Annotated in this window: 20 protein-coding genes; 8 read left to right on the plus strand and 12 right to left on the minus strand. The window is 70.6% G+C overall.

What is annotated here, in order from left to right:
- Positions 1-58: 58 nt before the first annotated feature.
- Genes BIU99_RS07030 through hemQ form a run of 4 tightly spaced genes read right to left on the minus strand, consistent with a single transcriptional unit; the run spans position 59 to position 3,796 of the window.
- Positions 59-883, minus strand: a complete 825-nt coding sequence (locus BIU99_RS07030) for a uroporphyrinogen-III synthase (protein WP_071260454.1) — start codon at positions 881-883, stop codon at positions 59-61.
- A complete protein-coding gene (gene hemC, locus BIU99_RS07035; RefSeq protein WP_071260456.1) occupies positions 880-1,827 on the minus strand; it encodes a hydroxymethylbilane synthase in 948 nt (315 codons plus the stop codon). The genes BIU99_RS07030 and hemC overlap by 4 nt, the downstream gene beginning before the upstream one ends.
- A complete protein-coding gene (locus BIU99_RS07040; RefSeq protein ID WP_064294912.1) occupies positions 1,824-3,074 on the minus strand; it encodes a ferrochelatase in 1,251 nt (416 codons plus the stop codon). The genes hemC and BIU99_RS07040 overlap by 4 nt, the downstream gene beginning before the upstream one ends.
- Positions 3,074-3,796 carry a hydrogen peroxide-dependent heme synthase gene (gene hemQ / locus BIU99_RS07045; protein WP_064294913.1) on the minus strand — a complete coding sequence of 241 codons (723 nt, stop codon included), beginning with the start codon at positions 3,794-3,796 and terminating at the stop codon, positions 3,074-3,076. Before hemQ ends, BIU99_RS07040 begins: the two co-directional genes overlap by 1 nt.
- Positions 3,797-3,887: 91 nt before the next feature.
- Here hemQ and BIU99_RS07050 point away from each other — a divergent pair, with 91 nt between their 5' ends.
- Positions 3,888-4,349 carry a GNAT family N-acetyltransferase gene (locus BIU99_RS07050; RefSeq protein WP_071260458.1) on the plus strand — a complete coding sequence of 154 codons (462 nt, stop codon included), beginning with the start codon at positions 3,888-3,890 and terminating at the stop codon, positions 4,347-4,349.
- Positions 4,350-4,365: 16 nt separating this feature from the next.
- Here the strand turns inward: BIU99_RS07050 and BIU99_RS07055 are convergent, their stop codons facing one another.
- The 5 genes from BIU99_RS07055 to hemE all read right to left on the minus strand — a co-directional run bounded on the left by BIU99_RS07055 (position 4,366) and on the right by hemE (position 8,234).
- The gene (locus tag BIU99_RS07055; protein WP_064294915.1) at positions 4,366-4,617 is read right to left on the minus strand and encodes a DUF3618 domain-containing protein; all 252 of its coding nucleotides are present in this window, start codon (positions 4,615-4,617) and stop codon (positions 4,366-4,368) included.
- The gene (locus BIU99_RS07060) at positions 4,607-5,029 is read right to left on the minus strand and encodes a phage holin family protein (protein ID WP_064294953.1); all 423 of its coding nucleotides are present in this window, start codon (positions 5,027-5,029) and stop codon (positions 4,607-4,609) included. The genes BIU99_RS07055 and BIU99_RS07060 overlap by 11 nt, the downstream gene beginning before the upstream one ends.
- Positions 5,030-5,046: 17 nt before the next feature.
- Positions 5,047-5,469, minus strand: coding sequence for a hypothetical protein (locus tag BIU99_RS07065; RefSeq protein ID WP_064294916.1), 423 nt, complete (start codon positions 5,467-5,469; stop codon positions 5,047-5,049).
- A gap of 132 nt (positions 5,470-5,601) precedes the next feature.
- Complete coding sequence (locus BIU99_RS07070; RefSeq protein WP_071260460.1) at positions 5,602-7,146, minus strand: NAD(P)/FAD-dependent oxidoreductase; 1,545 nt, start codon at positions 7,144-7,146, stop codon at positions 5,602-5,604.
- A complete protein-coding gene (gene hemE / locus BIU99_RS07075; protein ID WP_064294918.1) occupies positions 7,143-8,234 on the minus strand; it encodes a uroporphyrinogen decarboxylase in 1,092 nt (363 codons plus the stop codon). Before hemE ends, BIU99_RS07070 begins: the two co-directional genes overlap by 4 nt.
- A 114-nt stretch (positions 8,235-8,348) precedes the next feature.
- Here hemE and BIU99_RS07080 point away from each other — a divergent pair, with 114 nt between their 5' ends.
- Positions 8,349-9,809: a glutamyl-tRNA reductase gene (locus tag BIU99_RS07080; RefSeq protein ID WP_071260461.1), complete on the plus strand. Its 1,461-nt coding sequence runs from the start codon at positions 8,349-8,351 to the stop codon at positions 9,807-9,809.
- Positions 9,810-9,927: 118 nt separating this feature from the next.
- Here BIU99_RS07080 and BIU99_RS07085 read toward each other — a convergent pair whose 3' ends face one another.
- Complete coding sequence (locus tag BIU99_RS07085; protein ID WP_064294920.1) at positions 9,928-10,521, minus strand: DUF4190 domain-containing protein; 594 nt, start codon at positions 10,519-10,521, stop codon at positions 9,928-9,930.
- 154 nt (positions 10,522-10,675) lie between these two features.
- Here BIU99_RS07085 and BIU99_RS07090 point away from each other — a divergent pair, with 154 nt between their 5' ends.
- Both BIU99_RS07090 and BIU99_RS07095 read left to right on the plus strand, forming a co-directional pair.
- Positions 10,676-11,476 carry a triacylglycerol lipase gene (locus BIU99_RS07090; protein ID WP_139205363.1) on the plus strand — a complete coding sequence of 267 codons (801 nt, stop codon included), beginning with the start codon at positions 10,676-10,678 and terminating at the stop codon, positions 11,474-11,476.
- Entirely contained in the window at positions 11,473-11,904 is a 432-nt protein-coding gene (locus BIU99_RS07095) for an NUDIX domain-containing protein (RefSeq protein ID WP_071260463.1), read from the plus strand. The genes BIU99_RS07090 and BIU99_RS07095 overlap by 4 nt, the downstream gene beginning before the upstream one ends.
- A gap of 98 nt (positions 11,905-12,002) precedes the next feature.
- Here the strand turns inward: BIU99_RS07095 and BIU99_RS07100 are convergent, their stop codons facing one another.
- Positions 12,003-12,908 carry a serine hydrolase gene (locus BIU99_RS07100; protein ID WP_064294922.1) on the minus strand — a complete coding sequence of 302 codons (906 nt, stop codon included), beginning with the start codon at positions 12,906-12,908 and terminating at the stop codon, positions 12,003-12,005.
- A gap of 268 nt (positions 12,909-13,176) precedes the next feature.
- Complete coding sequence (locus BIU99_RS07105; protein ID WP_071260465.1) at positions 13,177-13,947, minus strand: SDR family NAD(P)-dependent oxidoreductase; 771 nt, start codon at positions 13,945-13,947, stop codon at positions 13,177-13,179.
- A gap of 116 nt (positions 13,948-14,063) precedes the next feature.
- Here BIU99_RS07105 and BIU99_RS07110 point away from each other — a divergent pair, with 116 nt between their 5' ends.
- From BIU99_RS07110 to BIU99_RS07125, 4 genes are all read left to right on the plus strand, one after another.
- On the plus strand, positions 14,064-14,792 hold the full coding sequence (locus tag BIU99_RS07110) for an SDR family oxidoreductase (protein WP_064294924.1): 729 nt from the start codon (positions 14,064-14,066) through the stop codon (positions 14,790-14,792).
- A complete protein-coding gene (locus BIU99_RS07115; RefSeq protein ID WP_064294925.1) occupies positions 14,789-15,466 on the plus strand; it encodes a FadR/GntR family transcriptional regulator in 678 nt (225 codons plus the stop codon). Before BIU99_RS07110 ends, BIU99_RS07115 begins: the two co-directional genes overlap by 4 nt.
- A gap of 240 nt (positions 15,467-15,706) precedes the next feature.
- Positions 15,707-16,993, plus strand: a complete 1,287-nt coding sequence (locus BIU99_RS07120; RefSeq protein ID WP_064294926.1) for a sugar ABC transporter substrate-binding protein — start codon at positions 15,707-15,709, stop codon at positions 16,991-16,993.
- Positions 16,994-16,999: 6 nt separating this feature from the next.
- Positions 17,000-17,971 (plus strand): carbohydrate ABC transporter permease, encoded by a 972-nt coding sequence (locus BIU99_RS07125; protein WP_369808448.1) that lies wholly within the window; start codon positions 17,000-17,002, stop codon positions 17,969-17,971.
- Positions 17,972-18,051 lie beyond the last annotated feature (80 nt).

The following is an 18,051-nucleotide window of genomic DNA, read 5'->3' on the forward strand; positions in this document are numbered from 1 at the left end:
TCCAGCCTACGCGCCGCTACCGACCCGCCCTCCCGGTTCGCGCAGGGCGTGAAGCCGGTCAGCGGTTCTCGTCGCCGGCGTCCTCGTCGCGCTTCTGGCTGAGCGCCACGGACACGATCGCCTCGATCAGCGAGTCGACCGTCTGCTGCTCCGCCACGACGTCGACCCGGAGCCCGTAGCCTCGGGCGTCACGAGCCGTGCGGGGTCCGATCGCGGCGATGACGGTGCTCTCGGGGATCTCGGGGAACTGCGAACGGACCTGCTCCGCCACGCTGCCCGAGGTGACGAGGATGGCACGCACCCGGCCGCTGGCGACGTCGGCGACGATCTTCTCGGCGACCGGGACACCGACCGTGCGGTAGGCGACGACGGACTGGACGTCGTGCCCGGCGGCGATCAGGCCCTCCGTGAGGAGCGGCTTGGCGATGGCCGAGCGGAGCGTGAGGATGCGCTTCGGGTGCGGTTCGAGCGCCGTGAGCTCCTGCACCATGCCCTTGGCGGAGTTGTCCTTCGCCGGCACGAGGTCGACGCTGTAGCCGACGGCGGTGAGTGCGGCAGCGGTGGTCTCGCCGACGGCGGCGACCCTCGTCGTCTCGGGGATCCGGATCCGCTGCGAGGACAGCACGTCGACCGTGGTCGCGCTCGTCACGGTGAGCCAGTCGAACTCGCCCGCCTCGAGCGCCGCGAGCGCGGTCCCGAGGGTCTCCGGGTCGTCGGTGCTGGCGAAGTTGATCATCGGGGCGACGACGGGCGACCCGCCCTTGCCACGGACCGTCCCGGCGACCGAGTCGCCCCACGGACCGCCGCGCGGCACGAGGACGCGCCACCCGCCGAGCGGCTTGGTGGCGGTGGGAACGGTGTTCGACTTCGTCCAGTCCTTCACGCAGCGCCTCCCAGCGGGGCGAGGTCGGCTGCGCCGGCCTCGATGAGCTCGTCCGCGAGCGAGACTCCCAGCGCGTCGGCCGCTTGCAGCAGCTCCCGCCCGTGTCCGTCGCCGGAGAACCCCTCCGCGCGGCTCTCCCGGTGGATCATCTCGGTGCCGTCGAGCGAGTAGACGGCGGCCTGCAGCACGAGGTCCTCGTCGTCGAGCCACGCTGCGGCGCCGACGGGGGCCGAGCAACCGGCCTCGAGTCGACGGAGCACGGCCCGTTCCGCCGTGGCCTGCCATCGGCTCGGCGCGTGGTCGAGCAGCGCGATGGAACCGGCGATGGACGATTCGTCGTCGTCGAGGCACTCGATCGCGAGCGCCCCCTGCCCCGGCGCGGTCGGCCAGGTGTCGAGGTCGAAGAGCCCGGTGACGGCGTCGAGCCGTCCGAGGCGGGTGAGACCGGCGGCCGCGAGGACGACGGCGTCGAGGTCGTCGTCGATGCGGCGCAGGCGGGTGTCGATGTTGCCGCGGATGTCGACGACCTCGAGGTCGGGCCGGATGCGCTTCAGCTGGGCGATCCGTCGCGGTGAGCCGGTGCCGATCCTGGCCCCCTGCGGCAGGTCGTCGAGCGAGCGGTCGTCCGAGGCGCACAGGGCGTCGCGTGGATCCTCGCGCATCGGCATGGCGGCGATCGTGAAGCCCTCGGCCGGAGCCGTCGGGAGGTCCTTCAAGGAGTGCACGACGAGATCGCACGCGCCGTCGAGCAGGGCGTCGCGGAGCGCGTTGACGAACACGCCCGTCCCGCCGATGGTCGAGAGCGACTCACGACTCGTGTCGCCCTGCGTCGTGACGGTGACGATCTCGACGCCCTCACCGGTGGCCGCCGTGAGGGCGTCGGCCACATGACCGGTCTGCGCCAGCGCCAGGGCGCTGCCGCGGGTTCCGATACGAAGGGTCATGGGGCGATCCCCGAGAACGCCGGTTTGAAGCCCAGCCGGGCGTTCTCGCAGCACCCGGGGCGGCAGACGTCGTACCAGGGGCCGAGGTCGGTCATGTGCGGTCGTTCCTCGACGGGCGTGCCGTCGCGGCGCTCGAGGACGAGGTCGACGAGTCCCTTGACGTAGGCGGCGGCGGTGCCCGGCGTCGGGACGCGGACGGCGGCCAGGCCGTGTTCGCCGGCCGTCTCGATGGCCTCGTTGTCGAGGTCCCACATGACCTCCATGTGGTCGCTCACGAAGCCGAGCGGCACGATGACGATCGCCTTGCGGCCGGCGGCGGGCAGCTCGGCGATCGCGTCGTTGATGTCGGGCTCGAGCCACGGCATGCTGGGCGGGCCCGACCGGGACTGGTAGACGAGCTGCCACGGCACCGAGACACCGCTGCCGACCGCGCCACCGAGGACACCGGCCTCACGGAGCTGGTCGATGGCGTTCGCCATGACGACCTCGGCCACCGCGAGGTGCTGGGCCTCGTACGCCCCGTGGTCGCCGAAGCCGCGGAAGTCGGGGCCGGAGCGCGCGGCGTCGCCGGTGGGGATCGAGTGCGTCGCGAAGAGCACCTCGATCTCCGTCTCGGCGGAGAGCTCGGGCTGTTCGCGCAGGTACTCGGCGATCGCCTCACGGACACCGTCGATGAACGGGGTCACGAAGCCGGGGTGGTCGAAGAACTGACGCACCTTGTCGATCTGGATCTCGCCCTGGAGGTTCGTCTCGTCGACGGCGATCGCGAAGTCCTCGCGGTACTGCCGACAGCTCGAGTACGAGGAGTAGGCGCTCGTGGCGATCGCGATGAGCTTCGTGAAGCCGCGCTCGTGCGCCTCGGTCAGCGCGTCGCGCAGGTACGGATCCCAGTTGCGGTTGCCCCAGAGGACCGGGAGGTCGATGCCACGGGACGCGAGTTCGAGCTCCAGGGCCGCCTTGAGCGCACGGTTCTGGTCGTTGATGGGGCTGACGCCGCCGAAGTGGCGGTAGTGGTGCGCGACCTCTTCGAGACGCTCCTCGGGGATCCCGCGCCCGCGTGTGACGTTGCGGAGGAACGGGATGACGTCGTCCTGGCCCTCGGGCCCGCCGAAGCCGGCGAGGAGGATGGCGTCGTAGTCCGTCGGCTCGGAGACGTGCTCAGGACCGGCCGCTGCGGCGTCGGTCGCGCCGCGGACGATGCGCTCGGGGGCCTCGGCTCCGGTGCTCCCCAGGTTCATGGCTGCCATCAGCGCACCACCTCCAATGCCTCGGCGGGCGTGATACGGCGGCCCGTGAAGAACGGCACCTCTTCGCGCACGTGGCGGCGCGCTTCGGTGTTGCGCAGGTCGCGCATGAGGTCGACGAGTTCGACGACGTCGTCGGCCTCGAGCGGCAGGAGCCACTCGTAGTCGCCGAGGGCGAAGGAGGCGACGGTGTTGGCGAGCACACCCGTGAACGCCGCACCCTGACGGCCGTGCTCGGCGAGCATCTTGCGGCGCTCCTCCTCCGGCAGGAGGTACCACTCGTAGCTGCGCACGAAGGGGTACAGGCAGAGCCAGCCCTTCGGCTCGATGCCGCGGAGGAACCCGGGGACGTGCTGCCGGTTGAACTCGGCGTCGCGGTGGACGCCCATGGCGTTCCAGGTGGGCGCGAGCGAACCGAGGATGGCGGTGCGGCGCAGCTCGCGGAGGCCGGCCTGCAGGCCCTCGGCGGTGTCGCCGTGGAGCCACAGCATGAGGTCGGCGTCGGCGCGGAGGCCGGAGACGTCATAGATGCCGCGCAGGGTCACGCCCTGGGCTTCGACGAGCGCGATGGATGCTTCGAGTTCGGAGACATGCTCTTCGCCGAGCGGCAGCGCACTCGCCGGCTCGCGGCGCAGGACAGCCCAGAGGGTGAATCCTGAGGGGCCAGTCGGGGTGGCTGAGTCGGTCGGGTGGTGCGATGCCTCGGCAGAGGCCGGGTGAGTCATAGTCCTATCCTCACCCAGTTCGGTCGATTGGGCAAAAGGGGCAGGTCACGATTGACACCGAGCCCAGCCTCACCGCCGATACAGTCGGGTGATGACCAGCGAGCAACCTCCCGTCGAGTACCACGTCGCCCGAGCGGCCGAGATGGATCCGGTGACGCTCTACCGCGTGCTGAAGATCCGCGTCGACGTCTTCGTCGTCGAGCAGACGGCGCTCTTCGCCGACCTCGACGGTCGCGACATCGAGGACGGGACCCTCATCGCCTGGGCGCAGGAGGGCGACGAGGTGCTCGCGACGATCCGGATCCTGACCGAGGCCGAGCACTCGGAGATCGGACGGGTGGCCACGGCGTTCACCGCCCGCGGGCGAGGTCTCGCCGCGGAACTGATCCGCCGCGCGGTCGCCGACCACGGGCATCGGGAACTCCGCATGGGCGCCCAGAAACGCCTCGCCGACTGGTACGGCCGGTTCGGGTTCGAGATCAGCGGCCCCGACTATGTGGAGGACGACATCGTGCACGTCCCGATGACGCGCGTCGCCACGCCGAGCGACTGACCGGCGGCGGGACGCGTCAGCGCACGATGGCGCGGACGATGCCCCATACGGCCAGCCCCGCCGCACCGGCGAGGCCCGCGACACCGGCGTAGAAGACCGCCGGGCGTTCGACCTTGACGGTCGCGATCTGCACGATGGCACGACGCTTGGCGCGGTGCACCTGCTTCGGGACGTTGAGCTTGTCCTCGATCGCGTTCAGTGTGGCGACGAGCTCGGCACGAGCCTGCTCGGGCGAGGGCGTCGCCCCCGGGAACTGGTCAACGGTCATACTCGCCGAGTCCCTTCACTGCCTTGATGTCTTCCTTCACGTTGTCCATCGGGCTCGGGTCCTCGTTGATCTTCTTGAAGTAGCGCAGCGCGATCAGTACGAGGACCGCAGCGACGAGGACGAAGAGCACGAAGACGCAGAGCGCCGCCAGCCACGAGGGCATGACGAGCGCGAGCGCGAGGATCAGCACGGCGACGAGCACGCCGACCGCGAAGAAGAGGAACACCGCGGCACCGGCGACGAAGGCCGCGCCGATACCCGCGTACTTGCCCTTGTGGGCGAGCTGCGTCTTGAGGTTGGCGATCTCGGCCTTGACCAGGTTCGAGACGACCCCGGGCAACTGGCCGACGAGGGTCAGGAGGGACTCGTCGCGCTTGTCGTAGCGCGGCTCCGAGCGGTTGCGGTCACTCATGAACGGCATCGTCGGTGCTACTCGCCGCTCTTGGGCTTCGGTGCCGTCGTCTTGGGCGCGGCAGGCTTCCGCACTGCGGGCTTCGAGGCCGACGACGTCGAGGTGCCGGAGGCCGTGCGGGCGTCCTTGACCGTCTCGGACACGTCCTGGACGGTGTCCTCGGTCTTCGAGATGGCCTTGTCGAGCTTCTGGCCGGGCGTCGAACCCTGCTGGCTGACGACCTTCGCGACGGCGCTGACGCCGCTCCACAGAGCCGCGGGGACCTCACTGATGCGTGCCTTGGCGAAGTCCTCGACCTTGCCGCGCTGCGCGCGCACCGGCTTCGCGTTCCACAGCTTGACCCACTGCGTCTTGATCTGCTCGTAGCGTTCGCGTCCGGCGCGGGTACCGAGCACGTAGCCCGTGAGCCCACCGACGACGAACATGACCTTGCCCTTCATGGCGCCTCCGTCTGTTCGAGTGGTGCTGTGATGCTGCATCCAACGGGACCAGCGTAGTCGGGTGTCACTCCGACGCCACCATCCGGTCGGGGGTTGACAGGAAAAGATGCCGGGTCGGGCATATGGGCGCGTCTACCGCTGCAGCGCCTGATGGCGGAGTCGTGCCGCCGCCTCGTGGGCGTCGGGGACCACCGAGGCGAGCCCCGTGCCCGACAACCAGGCACCCGTGACCGCGAGGTCGGGCACCTCGGCCACCGCTTCCCGGATGGCCGTCGAGCGTTCACGCTGGCCGCGCGCGGCGGTCGGTTGCGTCCCCGTCCAGGAGATGCGGTGGAAGCCGCGGACGCTGCCCGGGTCGAGCTGGACGCCGAGCATCGCGGACGCGTCGTGCAATGCCGTCGAGAGCAGCTCCTCGTCGGTCAACGCGCTCGTCGCGTCGGCCTCGCCCTGACGGCCGAAGGACAGGCGGACGACGTGGCGGTGCTCGCCATGCTCCTTCGCGCGGTCGGCGAGCCAGGCCCACTTCGCCGTCGCGTGGGTGAGCGCCTTGGCGTGGAGCGTGGAGCCGGGTGCGACGAGCAGCCCGGAGCCGCGCGGTGCGGCGTCGAGTGCCGGTTCGTCGAGCACGATCGTCACGAGTTCGATCGGCGCGGGCAGGACCGGGTCGCCCGCATCGTCGCCGGCGGCGGGGAGATCGCGGAGCGCCGGCCCGACGTCGGCCAGCAGGTTGCGGGCCGGCTGCTCGGGCGTCGCGATGAGGACGAGATCGGCCTCGAGCACCCGACCGTCGGTCAGGGCGACGTACCAGGGGGCCTTCGACGCACCCGCGGCGGCGGGGCGCTCGCTCATCCGCGGGAGGCCGGCGTCGCCGAGGCCGACACCCGGTCCGTCCACGTCGATGTCGAACGGGTTCCGGGAGATCGCCGTGACGGCGACGCCGGTGATGAGCGTCGACCCCCACCGCTCGAGCTCCGCGGTCAATCCCTCGACGAGGACGGTCATGCCACCGTCGAGGCCGCCGACCGCGGCACCGGCGGGCGCGTTCTCCCGGAGGGCCGCGACGGCGAGGGACAGCGCCCCGGTGCGGGTCAGCGCGGCGTTCAGTCCAGGAGCCGCGCGGTCGACGTCGAGGTCGTCCGGAGCCGCCGAGTAGACGCCCGAGGTGACCGGTGCGACGAGGAGGTCGTGGACGGCCGCGCCCATGCGCTTCCTGACGAGCGCACCGAGGTTGTGCTCGGTGCCGATCGTGAGCGGCGGGCGGATGCGGTCGAGGTAGGCGCGCAGGGCACCTTTCCAACCGATGACCCGACGGACGTCGTCCGCGAGGGGGTTCGTCGGGATGCCCAGCAGTCCCGCCTTGGGGAGCGGGACACTCCGCTGCGGCTGTCCGGGCTTGGCGACGTGCAACCAAGCCCCCGCCCGGTTGGGACGCACGACGCGGTCGGTCAAGCCCAGCTGCTCGATGAGCTCGACGACCGAGCCACCGCGCGTCGCGAAGCTCTCGGCACCGACGTCGACGCGGAGACCCGCGACCTCGGCGGCCGCGAGCGCACCACCGAACGACTCCTGCGCATCGACGACCGTGACCGAGATGCCGACCTTGGCGCAGTCGACCGCGCCGACGAGTCCGGCCACACCACCGCCGATGACGACGAGACGCTTCGGCTCGAGACTCATGCGGGCTGCCAATCGTGGGCGAGGGCGACGATGCGGGTCAGGACGTCCGGGTCGGTGTCGGGCGGGACCCCGTGGCCGAGGTTGAGGACGTGCGACGGCGCCGCCGTCCCGCGCTGGAGGATGTCGAGGACGTGCGCCTCGAGGACCGGCCAGGGGGCGGCGAGCAGTGCCGGGTCGATGTTGCCCTGCACGGGGACGCCGCCACCGAGACGTCGGATGCCCTCGTCGAGCGCCAGCCGGTAGTCGACCCCGACCACGTCGGCGCCGACCCGGTGCATCGCGCCGAGCAGTTCACCGGTCCCGACGCCGAAGTGCACCTTCGGGACGGCGAGGTCGGCGACGTGCGCGAGCGCGGCCCGGGAGGCCGGGGCGACGTGACGCTCGTAGTCCTCGAGGGAGAGCGCCCCCGCCCACGAATCGAAGAGCTGCGCGGCCGACGCGCCGGCGAGCACCTGGGCGCGGAGGAAGCGACCGGTGACGTCCGCGCACCAGGCCATGAGCTTCGCCCACGAGTCCGGGTCGGCGTGCATGAGGGTGCGGGCGGCGAGGTGGTCCTTCGACGGCCCGCCCTCGACGAGGTAGGCGGCGAGCGTGAAGGGCGCGCCAGCGAAGCCGATGAGCGGCGTGCGGCCGTCGCCGATCCCCGCGAGCCCGGCGACGGTGAGCGCGACGCCTTCGCGGATGGGCGCCAGTGTGTCGTCGAGGACGGCGGGATCGAGCGCGACGAGCGCGTCGACCTCGGCGGCCGTCCGCACCGCCGACCCCATGACGGGACCACGGCCCGGCACGATCTCGACCGCGACGCCGGCCTGCTTCAACGGCACGACGATGTCACTGAAGAAGATGGCCGCGTCCGTCCCGTGCCGTCGGATGGGCTGGAGGGTGATCTCGCTCGCCATCGCCGGGTCGAGGCAGGCGTCGAGCATGGCCGTCCCGATCCGCAACTCGCGGTACTCGGGCAGCGACCGGCCGGCCTGCCGCATGAACCAGACGGGCGTCCGCTCGGGACGGGTGCCGCGGTACGCGGTGATGAGCGGCGACGACCGGGTCACGCCGGTGACGAGGGGGTGTTCGGGTGGGAGACTCACCCTTCCATCCTCCCATCTCCGCCCTGAGAGCGAGGGGCGTGCGTGCGATCGGGTGAGGGTCACCTGGGTGGCTTCCCGGAGAGGCCGACGTGCCCGCTCGGGTAGACTCATCGGGTGCTCATGTGTGTGACGGCGAGCCATAAGAACGCCACCTTCGACCTCCTCGAACGACTCTCAGTCGGTGCCGAGGGCGTTGCCGCGCGCCTGGTCGAGCACCACGAGTGCGTCTCGGGTGCCGTCGTCGTGGCCACCTGCAACCGGTTCGAGGCGTACATCGACCTCGACGAGCCCGTCACCGCCGCCGCATCCGTCGCCTTCGAGGCCGCTGCGGAGGCCGTCAGCGAGACCACAGGCATCCCCGCCGAGCAGCTGCGGGAGGTGTTCGACCTCAGCATCGGCACCGCAGCAGCCGAGCACCTCTTCGCCGTGTCGGCCGGACTCGAGTCCGTCGTCGTCGGCGAGGGCGAGATCGCCGGCCAGGTGCGGCGCTCCCTCGAGGCAGCTCGCGCCGGTGGCACCACCAGCTCCGAGCTCGAGCGTCTGTTCCAGCGCGCGTCTCAGACCTCCCGCGGCATCAAGAACCGCACGCCGCTCGGGCGCGCCGGGCGCTCCATCGTGCGTCTCGCCCTCGACCTCGCGGAGAGCCGTATCGACGACTGGGCCACGCAGCGAGTGTTGCTCGTCGGCACCGGCGCGTACGCCGGCGCGAGCCTCGCCGCCCTCCGCGACCGCGGCGTCACCGACGTCCTCGTGTACTCGCCGTCCGGCCGCGCCGAGAAGTTCGCGCGCTCGCACGAGATCGGTTGGATCGGACACGACGACCTCGCCCGCACCACCGGCGAGGTCGACATCATCGTGACCTGCACCACCGCCGAGGGCCACGTCGTCGACGCCGAACTGCTCCGCGCGGGTCGCACGGCCGTCGCCGCCGACCACCGCGCACGAGCCGCGGCCGCCACGGACGCACCGACGCTCTCGTTGATCACCCCGGCCGACGCACCGGCGGCACCCGAGCCCACCGGGGTCTCCGCACTCGTCCACGACGTCATCACCGAAGCCGCCGCCGAGTGCCCCGTGCCGCACGCCTCGGCCCAGCTCGTCATCGACCTCGGCCTGCCGCGTAACGTCGACCCCGACGTCGCCACGGTGTCCGGTGTCGTCCTGCTCGACCTCGAGACCATCCGCATCCACGCGCCGCTCGAGGAGCTGCAGGCCACCGAGGTCGCACGCTCCATCGTCAGCCGCGCCGCACAGAAGTTCGCTGCGGTCGGCGAGGAGCGCAGCCTCGAGCCCGCCGTCGTCGCCCTCCGCAGCCACGTGCACGCGCTCGTCGAGGCCGAGGTCGCCCGTGCGACCGCGCGTGGCGACGACGACGGCTCGACCGCCCGTGCACTGCGGCACCTCGCCGGCGTGCTGCTGCACGAACCGACGGTGCGGGCGCGGAACCTCGCCCGCAACGGCGAGCAGGCCGCGTACACGACGGCGCTGCAGACGCTCTTCGGTATCGAGGTCCCCCAGGCACCGGCGGTCATCGCTCCGGTCGCCGACACCGATTCGGCAGCTTCCGCCTCCTAGGTTTCCGGCCCCACTGAGCCGTCTGGCCCCTGAGCCTGTCGAAGGGCGCTCGAACGACGAACGGGCACCGGCGCGATGCCGATGCCCGTCATGATCCGCCTGCCGAGCAGGCCGTGGATCAGTAGTCGTAGTTGTAGCTGCTCGCGGTACCGATCGCGCCGGCGATGAGCAGGACGTAGAAGATGATGAAGATGACACCGACGAGCACCGAGACGCCACTCACGATCGTGCCGGCGAGGGCCAAGCCGCGGCCCTGCTCGCCGGTGCGCTTGATCTGACCGAGCGCGATGATGCCGAGCACGAGGCCGACGACGCCGAACCCGACGAACGGGGCGATGAGCGAGATGATCGCCATGACGTTCGTCTTCGGGCCGGTCGGCTGCGCGTAGCCGTACGGAGCCTGGGGCTGACCGTAGGGAGCGGCGGGCTGACCGTAGGGGTTCTGCTGCTGACCGTAGGGAGCGGCGGGCTGACCGTAGGGGTTCTGCTGCTCGCCGTACGGAGCCTGCGGCTGGCCGTACTTGGGCTGCTCGCCGTACTGCGGAGCCTGCTGGCCCGACTGCTCGCCGTAGGGCGAGGGCTGACCGTACTGCGGCGCCTGTTCCCCGTACTGCGGAGCCGGCGGAACCTGCGATTCGCCGTAGGCCGGCTGCTGGGGGTTCTGGCTCTGACCGTATGGGTCGTTCGGCTGGCCGGAGTTCGGATCAGTCATGAAGGTGCACCTCGCGCATAGGGGTTCGACGAACGGACTCATGCTTGCAGCGTGCCGTCGCCTTGTCAACACAGGGTAACCCGCGATCCCTGATGTTCACTGGGCTCGTGCGGCGCGCACCGGAGGCGGTGGCAAGATGGACGAGGGGGTGCGGATGGACGAGGAATCGGTGGCGGAAGCCGAGGACGTCTCGCTCGCCGACGCCCCGCCGGTCGCCGAGCGACCTGGCGCGCTGGCCATCGCCGGGATCGTCGCCGCCGACTGGGTCCACTCGGTCGTCTGGCACACGCGGGCCTTCTTCAGCGGGCGCATCCCGAAGGAGTACGCCCGTGGCGACGCGAGTCGACCGGTCGTCGTCCTCATCCCCGGCGTGTACGAGACCTGGGCGTTCCTGAAGCCGGTGGCCGACCGCCTGAACGCCGACGGCTACCGGATCCGCATCGCGCGCGGCCTCGGCTACAACCGCAAACCCATCCGCGACACGGCGGCCCGCTTCGCTCGCGCGCTCGGGCGGTTGCCGAAGCCCGCCGCCGGGTGCGTCATCGTCGCGCACAGCAAGGGAGGGCTCGTCGGGAAGGAGCTGCTCCTCACCGAACGCGAGCGGCTGGGCCTGCTCGGGGTCGTCGCGATCTGCTCGCCGTTCTCCGGATCGGTGCTCGCGAAGTACGTGGTGGACCCGAGCCTCCGTGCGTTCCTCCCGACGGACGAGACCATCGTCGCGCTCGGCGCCCCGCACGACGTCAACACCGACATCGTCTCGATCTACAGCACCTTCGACCCGCACGTGCCGTCCAGCAGCGTGCTGCCCGGAGCGACGAACGTGCTCCTCCCGGTTCCGGGTCACTTCGTGATCCTCAGCACGGACGAGCTCAAGGACGCCGTGGAACTCGCCGTCGACGGGTTCGCCGATCGGGTGCGGCCCGCGCTCGACCCCGAGAGCCCGGCCGACCGGTGAGCCGTGCACCCGCGGGCTCGGGCAGCCCGCTCCCCGACATCCTCGTGTCCGCGGTCGCGATCGTCCGCGGACGGCGGGTCCTCATGGTGACGGCTCGCGGTCGCGACGTCCTGTACATGCCCGGCGGGAAGATCGACGCGGGCGAGACGCCGGCCGAGGCCGCCGTCCGGGAGGCACGCGAGGAGGTCGCGGTCGAGATCGATCCGGCGCGGGTCTCGCCGTTGTTCACGGTGGTCACGCAGGCGCACGGCGAGCCCGACGGCCGGTTGGTGCGGATGCACGTCTTCGCGGCAGAGACGGACGAGACACCGATGCCCTCCGCCGAGGTGAGCGCGGTCCACTGGGTGGGCACGGAGTCACTCGACCGCTGCCCGCCCGCGGGGCGTGAGGTGCTCGAACGCCTCGCGGCGGCGGGGCTCATCGACTGAGTGGGCGTTCGACAGCCGCATCCTGCCCTTCGACACGCTCAGGGACCGGAGGAGGTGAGCCCTTGGACACGCTCAGGGACCGGAGGAGCGAGACCGGCTCAGTGCACGTACTCGAGGAGGTCCTGGCCGAGGATCCGGACGGCGTCGACCACCCCGAGGCGCGTGCCGAGCTCCGTGTCGTCGTAGCTCGTGCACACGGCGTAGCTCACGGCGCCGTTCGGGCCTCGGAGGATGCCCGCCTCGGCTCGCACACCGACCCCGGATCCGGTCTTGTTGAAGAGTTGGATGCCGTGGTCGGGCTCACGGTGGGCCAGCGGATCGAGCCCGAAGCCCGAGGCGACGAGCGAGAGGTCCGTGTTGAGCGACAACCAGGCCAGGACCCGGCGGCTCGTGGTGGCGTCGACGATCTCGCCGGTCGCGAGTGCCTGGAACAGCCAGGCGAGTTCGCGGGCGGAACCGACGGAGAGCTGCGGTGCGTTGTCGGGGCCGCGGTGGTCGCGGACGATGTCGAGGAGAGCCGTGCGCTTCAGCCCGATCTCCTCGGCACGGTGGCGGACGGCGTCGAGACCGATGTGGCGGAGCAGGACGTTCGTGGCGAGGTTGTCGCTCGTCGCGCCGACGAGGGCCGCGAGGTCGGCGACCGGGAGGGACGGCGCTTGGAGGTGCTGCCAGATCCCGGAGTCGGCGACGGCGTCGAGCGGCTCGCGGTCGAGGATGGTGAGGCCGCTGAAGTCGGCGTCGCCGAGGCGGGCCGCGACCTCGATGAGGAGGAGGACCTTGCCGATCGAGGCGGTGGGCACGACGACGTGGTCGTCGGCCGACATGAGCATCTCGCCGGTGGTGATGTCGTTGATCCGGAGGCTGACCTGCGCGCCCGACGCGGCCAGCTCACCGAGGGCGCTGAACCCGCGGGTGAAGGGTTCGATCTGGGCTGAGGCACGGTGGCGCCCTCGACGCGCATCGCGCGAACGGCGACGTTCCGACTCGTGCACTCGTGAAGCCACGGCTGACCGAACTCCTCTGCTCCAGATGGTGATCCCGACGATCCTGCGGCTGTGGACCTGCCCCGGTCAGCCCACTCGACGGCCCTCCGCCGACCCGCGCAGCGGGCCTCCGGATGTGCCGTCCACGGTATCGTAAGCGGCCTCCGCGCTGGCTGCGAATCCGGGCCTGGGAACGTCGTTCCCGGGCGCGTCGGTCCGACATCCGTCGCTTCACCACCCGTGAATCCGGCCGGTCCACCGCCCGGATCCCGTCAGGTCCAGAGCCTGATCAGACGCGAGCGCGGGCTGGGAACTGGGTCGCGAACTTGCCGCCACTGACGTCGATCAGCGCACCGGTGACGTAGCCCGCCTGGTCGCTCGCGAGGAACCGGACGACGTTCGCGACGTCCTCCGGTTCCTCCCAACGGCGCACCGAGAGTGTGTCGAGGAGTTCGTCCTGCTGCGCCGTCGGGAGGTCGGCGAAACCGTTCATCGCCGTCGGCACCATGCCGGGGGCGTAGGCGTTCACCGTGATGTCCCACGGTCCCAGCTCGCTCGCGAGGACCCTGGTGAGCTGCACCACCGCGGACTTCGACGCCGCGTAGGCCGCGCTGCCGACGCTCGGGATGACCGCGGCGAAGCTCGCGGCGTTGATGATGCGCCCGGAACGCTGTCCCTTCAGATACGGGATGACCGCCTTCGACACCCGGAACACGCCGCCGACGTTGACGTCGAAGCACCTGGTCCACGCGGCGTCGCTCGTCTCCTCGAGCAACGACTGCACGTTGATCCCGGCGTTGTTCACGAGGACGTCGATCCCTCCGAGCTCGGCGGCAGCCGCCGCGACCGCGCGCGACACGGAGTCCTCGGATCGCACGTCACACGTGATGGCGACGAGGCCACCGTGGTGGGTTGCCACGAGCGCGTCGAGGGCGGAGACGTCGAGGTCGAGCACCGCGACGCGGGACCCCTCGGCGAGGAAGGACTCCACGAGGGCGAGCCCGATCCCCCGAGCACCTCCGGTCACGATCACCCGTCGGTCCGTCAGGTCCAGCAGCATCGGTGTCTCCCGTCGTCCGAGCGCAACCCTCGACGCGTCGACCCGGTGCCGACGGCCGCGTACGCACCAGGCGAGTAAAACATACTTATGGCCGGTCGGTTCGCTACACTGGCGCCATGACGGATCGAGTGCTCTGGGTGACGGGTGGCGGCAGCGGTATGGGACAGGCCGTGGCGGTGTCGGCCGCGGAGGCGGGATGGCGCGTCGCCGTGACGGGGCGGCGGCGCGAGGCGCTCCTCGAGACGGTGGAAGCCGTCACCTCCGCCGGCGGTGTGGCCGTCGACGCGGAGGCCGACGCGACGGACCCCGCTTCGCTCGCCCGAGCCCATGAACGCATCGTCGCCGAGCTCGGCCCGGTCGACGACCTCGTCACCGCGGCGGGCCTGAACGCACCTCGGCGCCGGTGGGACGACCAGACGATGACGGAGTTCGCCGCGATCGTCGACACCAACCTCACCTCGGTCGCCCGCACGATCGACCTCGCGCTGCCCACCATCCGCGACGCGCAGGGACGGATCGTCGTCATCTCCTCCTTCGCCGGCTGGCGCTTCTCGACCAAGGGTGGCGTCGCCTACAGTGCGAGCAAGACCGCGCTCGCCTCGCTCTGCGCGACCCTCAACGAGGAGGAGGGACTCCACGGCGTCGGCGCCACCCACCTCTGCCCGGGCGACGTCGACACCCCGTTCCTCTCCATGCGGCCGCAGGTGCCGGACGCGTCGGCGCGCGAGACGATGCTGACGCCCGGGGACATCGGCCGCGCCGTGCGGTTCATCCTCGACGGCCCGCCGCACGTGCGGATCGACGAACTCGTGATCTCCCCCACCCGTCCGTCAGCACGGGCGTGAGTCGCGCACCGGGGACATCGGCCTTCGAACGCACGCTCGACCGGATCGGCACCGACATCGTCGACGGCGGACTGCCCGCCGGCACGGTGTGCACGGTGGACGAGCTGGTCGACCGCGCCGGGCACTCACGGTCGGTGGTCCGGGAGGCGACCCGTGTGCTCGCCGGCATGGGACTCCTCGCCAGCAAGGCCCACGTCGGTCACACCGTGCAGCCGTCGTCGAGCTGGGACTGGTTGCAGCCCCGGGTGCTCCGCTGGGCACTGGCGAGCGGGCGACGGGAGTCCACCCTCCTCGCGATCCGCGAGCTCCGTACGGCGACCGAGCCGGAGTCGGCACGGCTCGCGGCCGAGCGACGCGGCGACGGCGACGCCCGTGAGCTCCGCGAGACGAGCGAGGCACTCCGCGCGGCGGCGGCTCGCCAGGATCCGATCGCGTTCCTCGAGGCCGACCTCCTGCTGCATCGCCTCATCCGACGGGCGGCGGGGAACCCGATCCTCGACCGGGTCGGCGACGCCGTCGACGAGGCCCTCCGGGATCGTGTGGTCCAGCTGCCCGGTGACGGCATCGACCACCACGACGCGGCGTTGCACACGGACCTCGCGTCGGCGATCGAGGCGCAGGACGGCGAGCGGGCCGCCGCGACGATGCGCGTGATCATCCTCCGCACGGCTTGACGACGGCGGTGGCCGACCGCCATCCACACACACGGTTCTCGCAGCTTCGCGAAACACGTCCGTCACGCAGGTAACGACCGTGTTGCAGTGCTGGAAAATATTTGCAAGCTTCCTGTACTTATTGAATACTGTTTCCACACCCACTGAAAACAGCAGGGATCGACCGCGGTTTCCCGGTCATCACGGATCCCGGGCCAACGACGGCCCGGACTCCCGATCCCAGAATCGAGGAGCAGCACCATGCGCAAGCGCACCCTTCCGCTGGCCGTCCTCGCCACCGCGGCACTCGGCCTCACCGCCTGTGCCGGTGGCGGTTCCGGCTCAGGCGACGTCTCGGCAGACGGCCAGACGCTCACCGTCTGGATCATGCAGGGCACCAACCCCGACTCCGAGGCCTTCTTCAAGGAGGTCGGCTCGGCCTTCAAGAAGGAGACCGGCGCCACCCTCAAGGTCGAGTACGTGCAGTGGGCCGACGCCCACGACCGCTTCGTGACGTCGATCGCCGGGAACACCACCCCCGACGTCGCCGAGACGGGCACCACCTGGACGGCCGAGTTCGCCGATGCCGGCGCCCTCGCCCCCATCGGCGACTACGTCGACAAGGCCGGCCTGAAGGACGACCTCGTCAAGGGCCTCGCCGACTCCGGCACCTACGACGGCGAGCTCTACGGCATGCCGTGGTACGCCGGCGTCCGCTCGATCGTCTACCGCACCGACGTCTTCGAGGAGCTCGGCCTCAAGGCGCCGACCACCTGGCAGGAGATCATCGACGCCGGCACCGCGATCAAGGCCGCCAAGCCCGACATGATCCCGTTCCCCGTCCCCGGTGACGCCGAGTTCACGGCGTACCCCTGGGTCTGGGGCGCCGGCGGCGAGGTCTCCGAGCTCGACGGCGACACCTGGAAGTCGGGTCTCGCGAGCGACGACTCGCGCAAGGGCATCCAGTTCTGGACCGACCTGGCCACCAAGTACGACCTCTCCTCCTCGGGTGCCACCACCTGGAAGGAGACCGACGTCCTCGACAACTTCGTGCAGGACAAGGTCGCCATGGCGATCATGGGCTCCTGGACCCCGGCGACGATCGTCCAGAAGAACCCGGAGCTCGAGGGCAAGTTCGCCGCCATCCCGATCCCGGGTGAAGACGGCGGCATGTCGCCCTCCGTGCTCGGCGGTTCGCACCTCAGCATGTTCAACACCTCGAAGAACAAGGACCTCGCGTTCCAGTTCATCGAGATGATGACCACCGGCAAGTTCGCCTCCGAGTGGGCCGAGCAGACCGGGTACTTCCCCGGCCAGACCTCGCTCCTCAGCGACTCGACCGAGAGCGACGACCCGCTGGTGAAGCCCTTCGCCGAGCAGTTCGTCGACGGCGGCGCTTCCCTCCCCGTGACCCCGAAGTTCGGTGCGGTGCAGGCGAAGAAGACCACCAACGCGATGATCCAGGCCATCCTCTCCGGGAGCAAGTCGGTCGACCAGGCGACGACCGACGCCGCCAAGGAGATGGACGACATCATGAACGGCAAGTAGCCGATCGTGTCGACCCTCACCCCGCCCACGGTCACCCGCGAAGCCCCCGCTTCGCGGGTGGCCGGGGGCCCTTCCCCCAAGCGGCTGCGCCTCCTGATGCGCACCCGCCCCTGGCTGCTGCTCACGCCGGCGCTCCTCATCCTCGCCGTGCTCCTCCTCTGGCCGCTCATCCGCGTCGTCCTGTTCTCCCTGCAGGACTACGGCCTGCGCGAGATCGTCAGCGGCGACACCAACTTCAACGGCGGCGCGAACTACGCCGAGGTCTTCGCCGACCCGACCCTCTGGACCGTCGTCCTCCCGAACACCGTCCTCTTCGCCGCCGCGGCCGTCATCGGTACCGTCGTCCTGGGCACCCTCGTCGCCCTCCTCATGGCGAACCTCGGCTCCTTCTGGCGCACCATCGTCGGCAGCGCCATCATGGTCGCCTGGGCGATGCCCGCCGTCACCGGCACCTACGTCTGGGTCTGGATCTTCGACGCCGACCGCGGCATCGTCAACCAGACGCTCATGGGGCTCGGGCTCATGGACGAGCCCTTCAACTGGTTCACGAACCAGTTCACGTTCTACGGCATCGCGCTGCTGAACGTGATCCACCACGGCTTCCCCTTCGTGGCCATCACCGTCCTCGCCGGCCTGCTCGGCGTGTCCAAGGAGATGCTGGAAGCCGCCGAGATGGACGGGGCGGGCGCGTTCCGTCGCTTCTTCCAGATCACCTTCCCATCGCTGCGTCAGGTGTTCTCGGTCGTGATCATCCTGTCGACCATCTGGGACTTCAAGGTGTTCGCGCAGATCTACCTCATGCCGGGTGGTTCCGGCTCGAACCGCGAGGTGTTGAACCTCGGCGTGTGGTCGTACGTGGAGTCCTTCGGACAGAACCGCTACGGCTTCGGCTCCGCGATCGCGGTGCTGTTGACGCTCGTCCTGCTCGGCATCACGATCGTCTACATCCGCGCCCTCATGAAGGAGGACGAACTGTGACCACCCAGGCTCCGGCCCCCACCGCAGACCGTCGACCGGCTCAGAAGCCGGGCATCGACCGGTCCGCCACGCCGCAGGTC

It is taken from the genome of Plantibacter sp. MMLR14_011 (assembly GCF_001865025.1).
In the GTDB taxonomy this organism is placed as follows: Bacteria; Actinomycetota; Actinomycetes; order Actinomycetales; family Microbacteriaceae; genus Plantibacter; species Plantibacter flavus_A.

Excerpts from the sequence above, each read along its gene's own strand:
- BIU99_RS07050 (WP_071260458.1), top strand. The coding sequence starts at position 3,888 with ATGACCAGCGAGCAACCTCCCGTCGAGTACCACGTCGCCCGAGCGGCC.
- BIU99_RS07105 (WP_071260465.1), bottom strand. The coding sequence starts at position 13,947 with ATGCTGCTGGACCTGACGGACCGACGGGTGATCGTGACCGGAGGTGCT.
- BIU99_RS07065 (WP_064294916.1), bottom strand. The coding sequence starts at position 5,469 with ATGAAGGGCAAGGTCATGTTCGTCGTCGGTGGGCTCACGGGCTACGTG.
- hemQ (WP_064294913.1), bottom strand. The coding sequence starts at position 3,796 with ATGACTCACCCGGCCTCTGCCGAGGCATCGCACCACCCGACCGACTCA.
- BIU99_RS07055 (WP_064294915.1), bottom strand. The coding sequence starts at position 4,617 with ATGACCGTTGACCAGTTCCCGGGGGCGACGCCCTCGCCCGAGCAGGCT.
- BIU99_RS07085 (WP_064294920.1), bottom strand. The coding sequence starts at position 10,521 with ATGACTGATCCGAACTCCGGCCAGCCGAACGACCCATACGGTCAGAGC.
- BIU99_RS07070 (WP_071260460.1), bottom strand. The coding sequence starts at position 7,146 with ATGAGTCTCGAGCCGAAGCGTCTCGTCGTCATCGGCGGTGGTGTGGCC.
- BIU99_RS07040 (WP_064294912.1), bottom strand. The coding sequence starts at position 3,074 with ATGGCAGCCATGAACCTGGGGAGCACCGGAGCCGAGGCCCCCGAGCGC.
- hemC (WP_071260456.1), bottom strand. The coding sequence starts at position 1,827 with ATGACCCTTCGTATCGGAACCCGCGGCAGCGCCCTGGCGCTGGCGCAG.
- BIU99_RS07090 (WP_139205363.1), top strand. The coding sequence starts at position 10,676 with ATGGACGAGGAATCGGTGGCGGAAGCCGAGGACGTCTCGCTCGCCGAC.
- BIU99_RS07120 (WP_064294926.1), top strand. The coding sequence starts at position 15,707 with ATGCGCAAGCGCACCCTTCCGCTGGCCGTCCTCGCCACCGCGGCACTC.
- BIU99_RS07110 (WP_064294924.1), top strand. The coding sequence starts at position 14,064 with ATGACGGATCGAGTGCTCTGGGTGACGGGTGGCGGCAGCGGTATGGGA.
- BIU99_RS07060 (WP_064294953.1), bottom strand. The coding sequence starts at position 5,029 with ATGAGTGACCGCAACCGCTCGGAGCCGCGCTACGACAAGCGCGACGAG.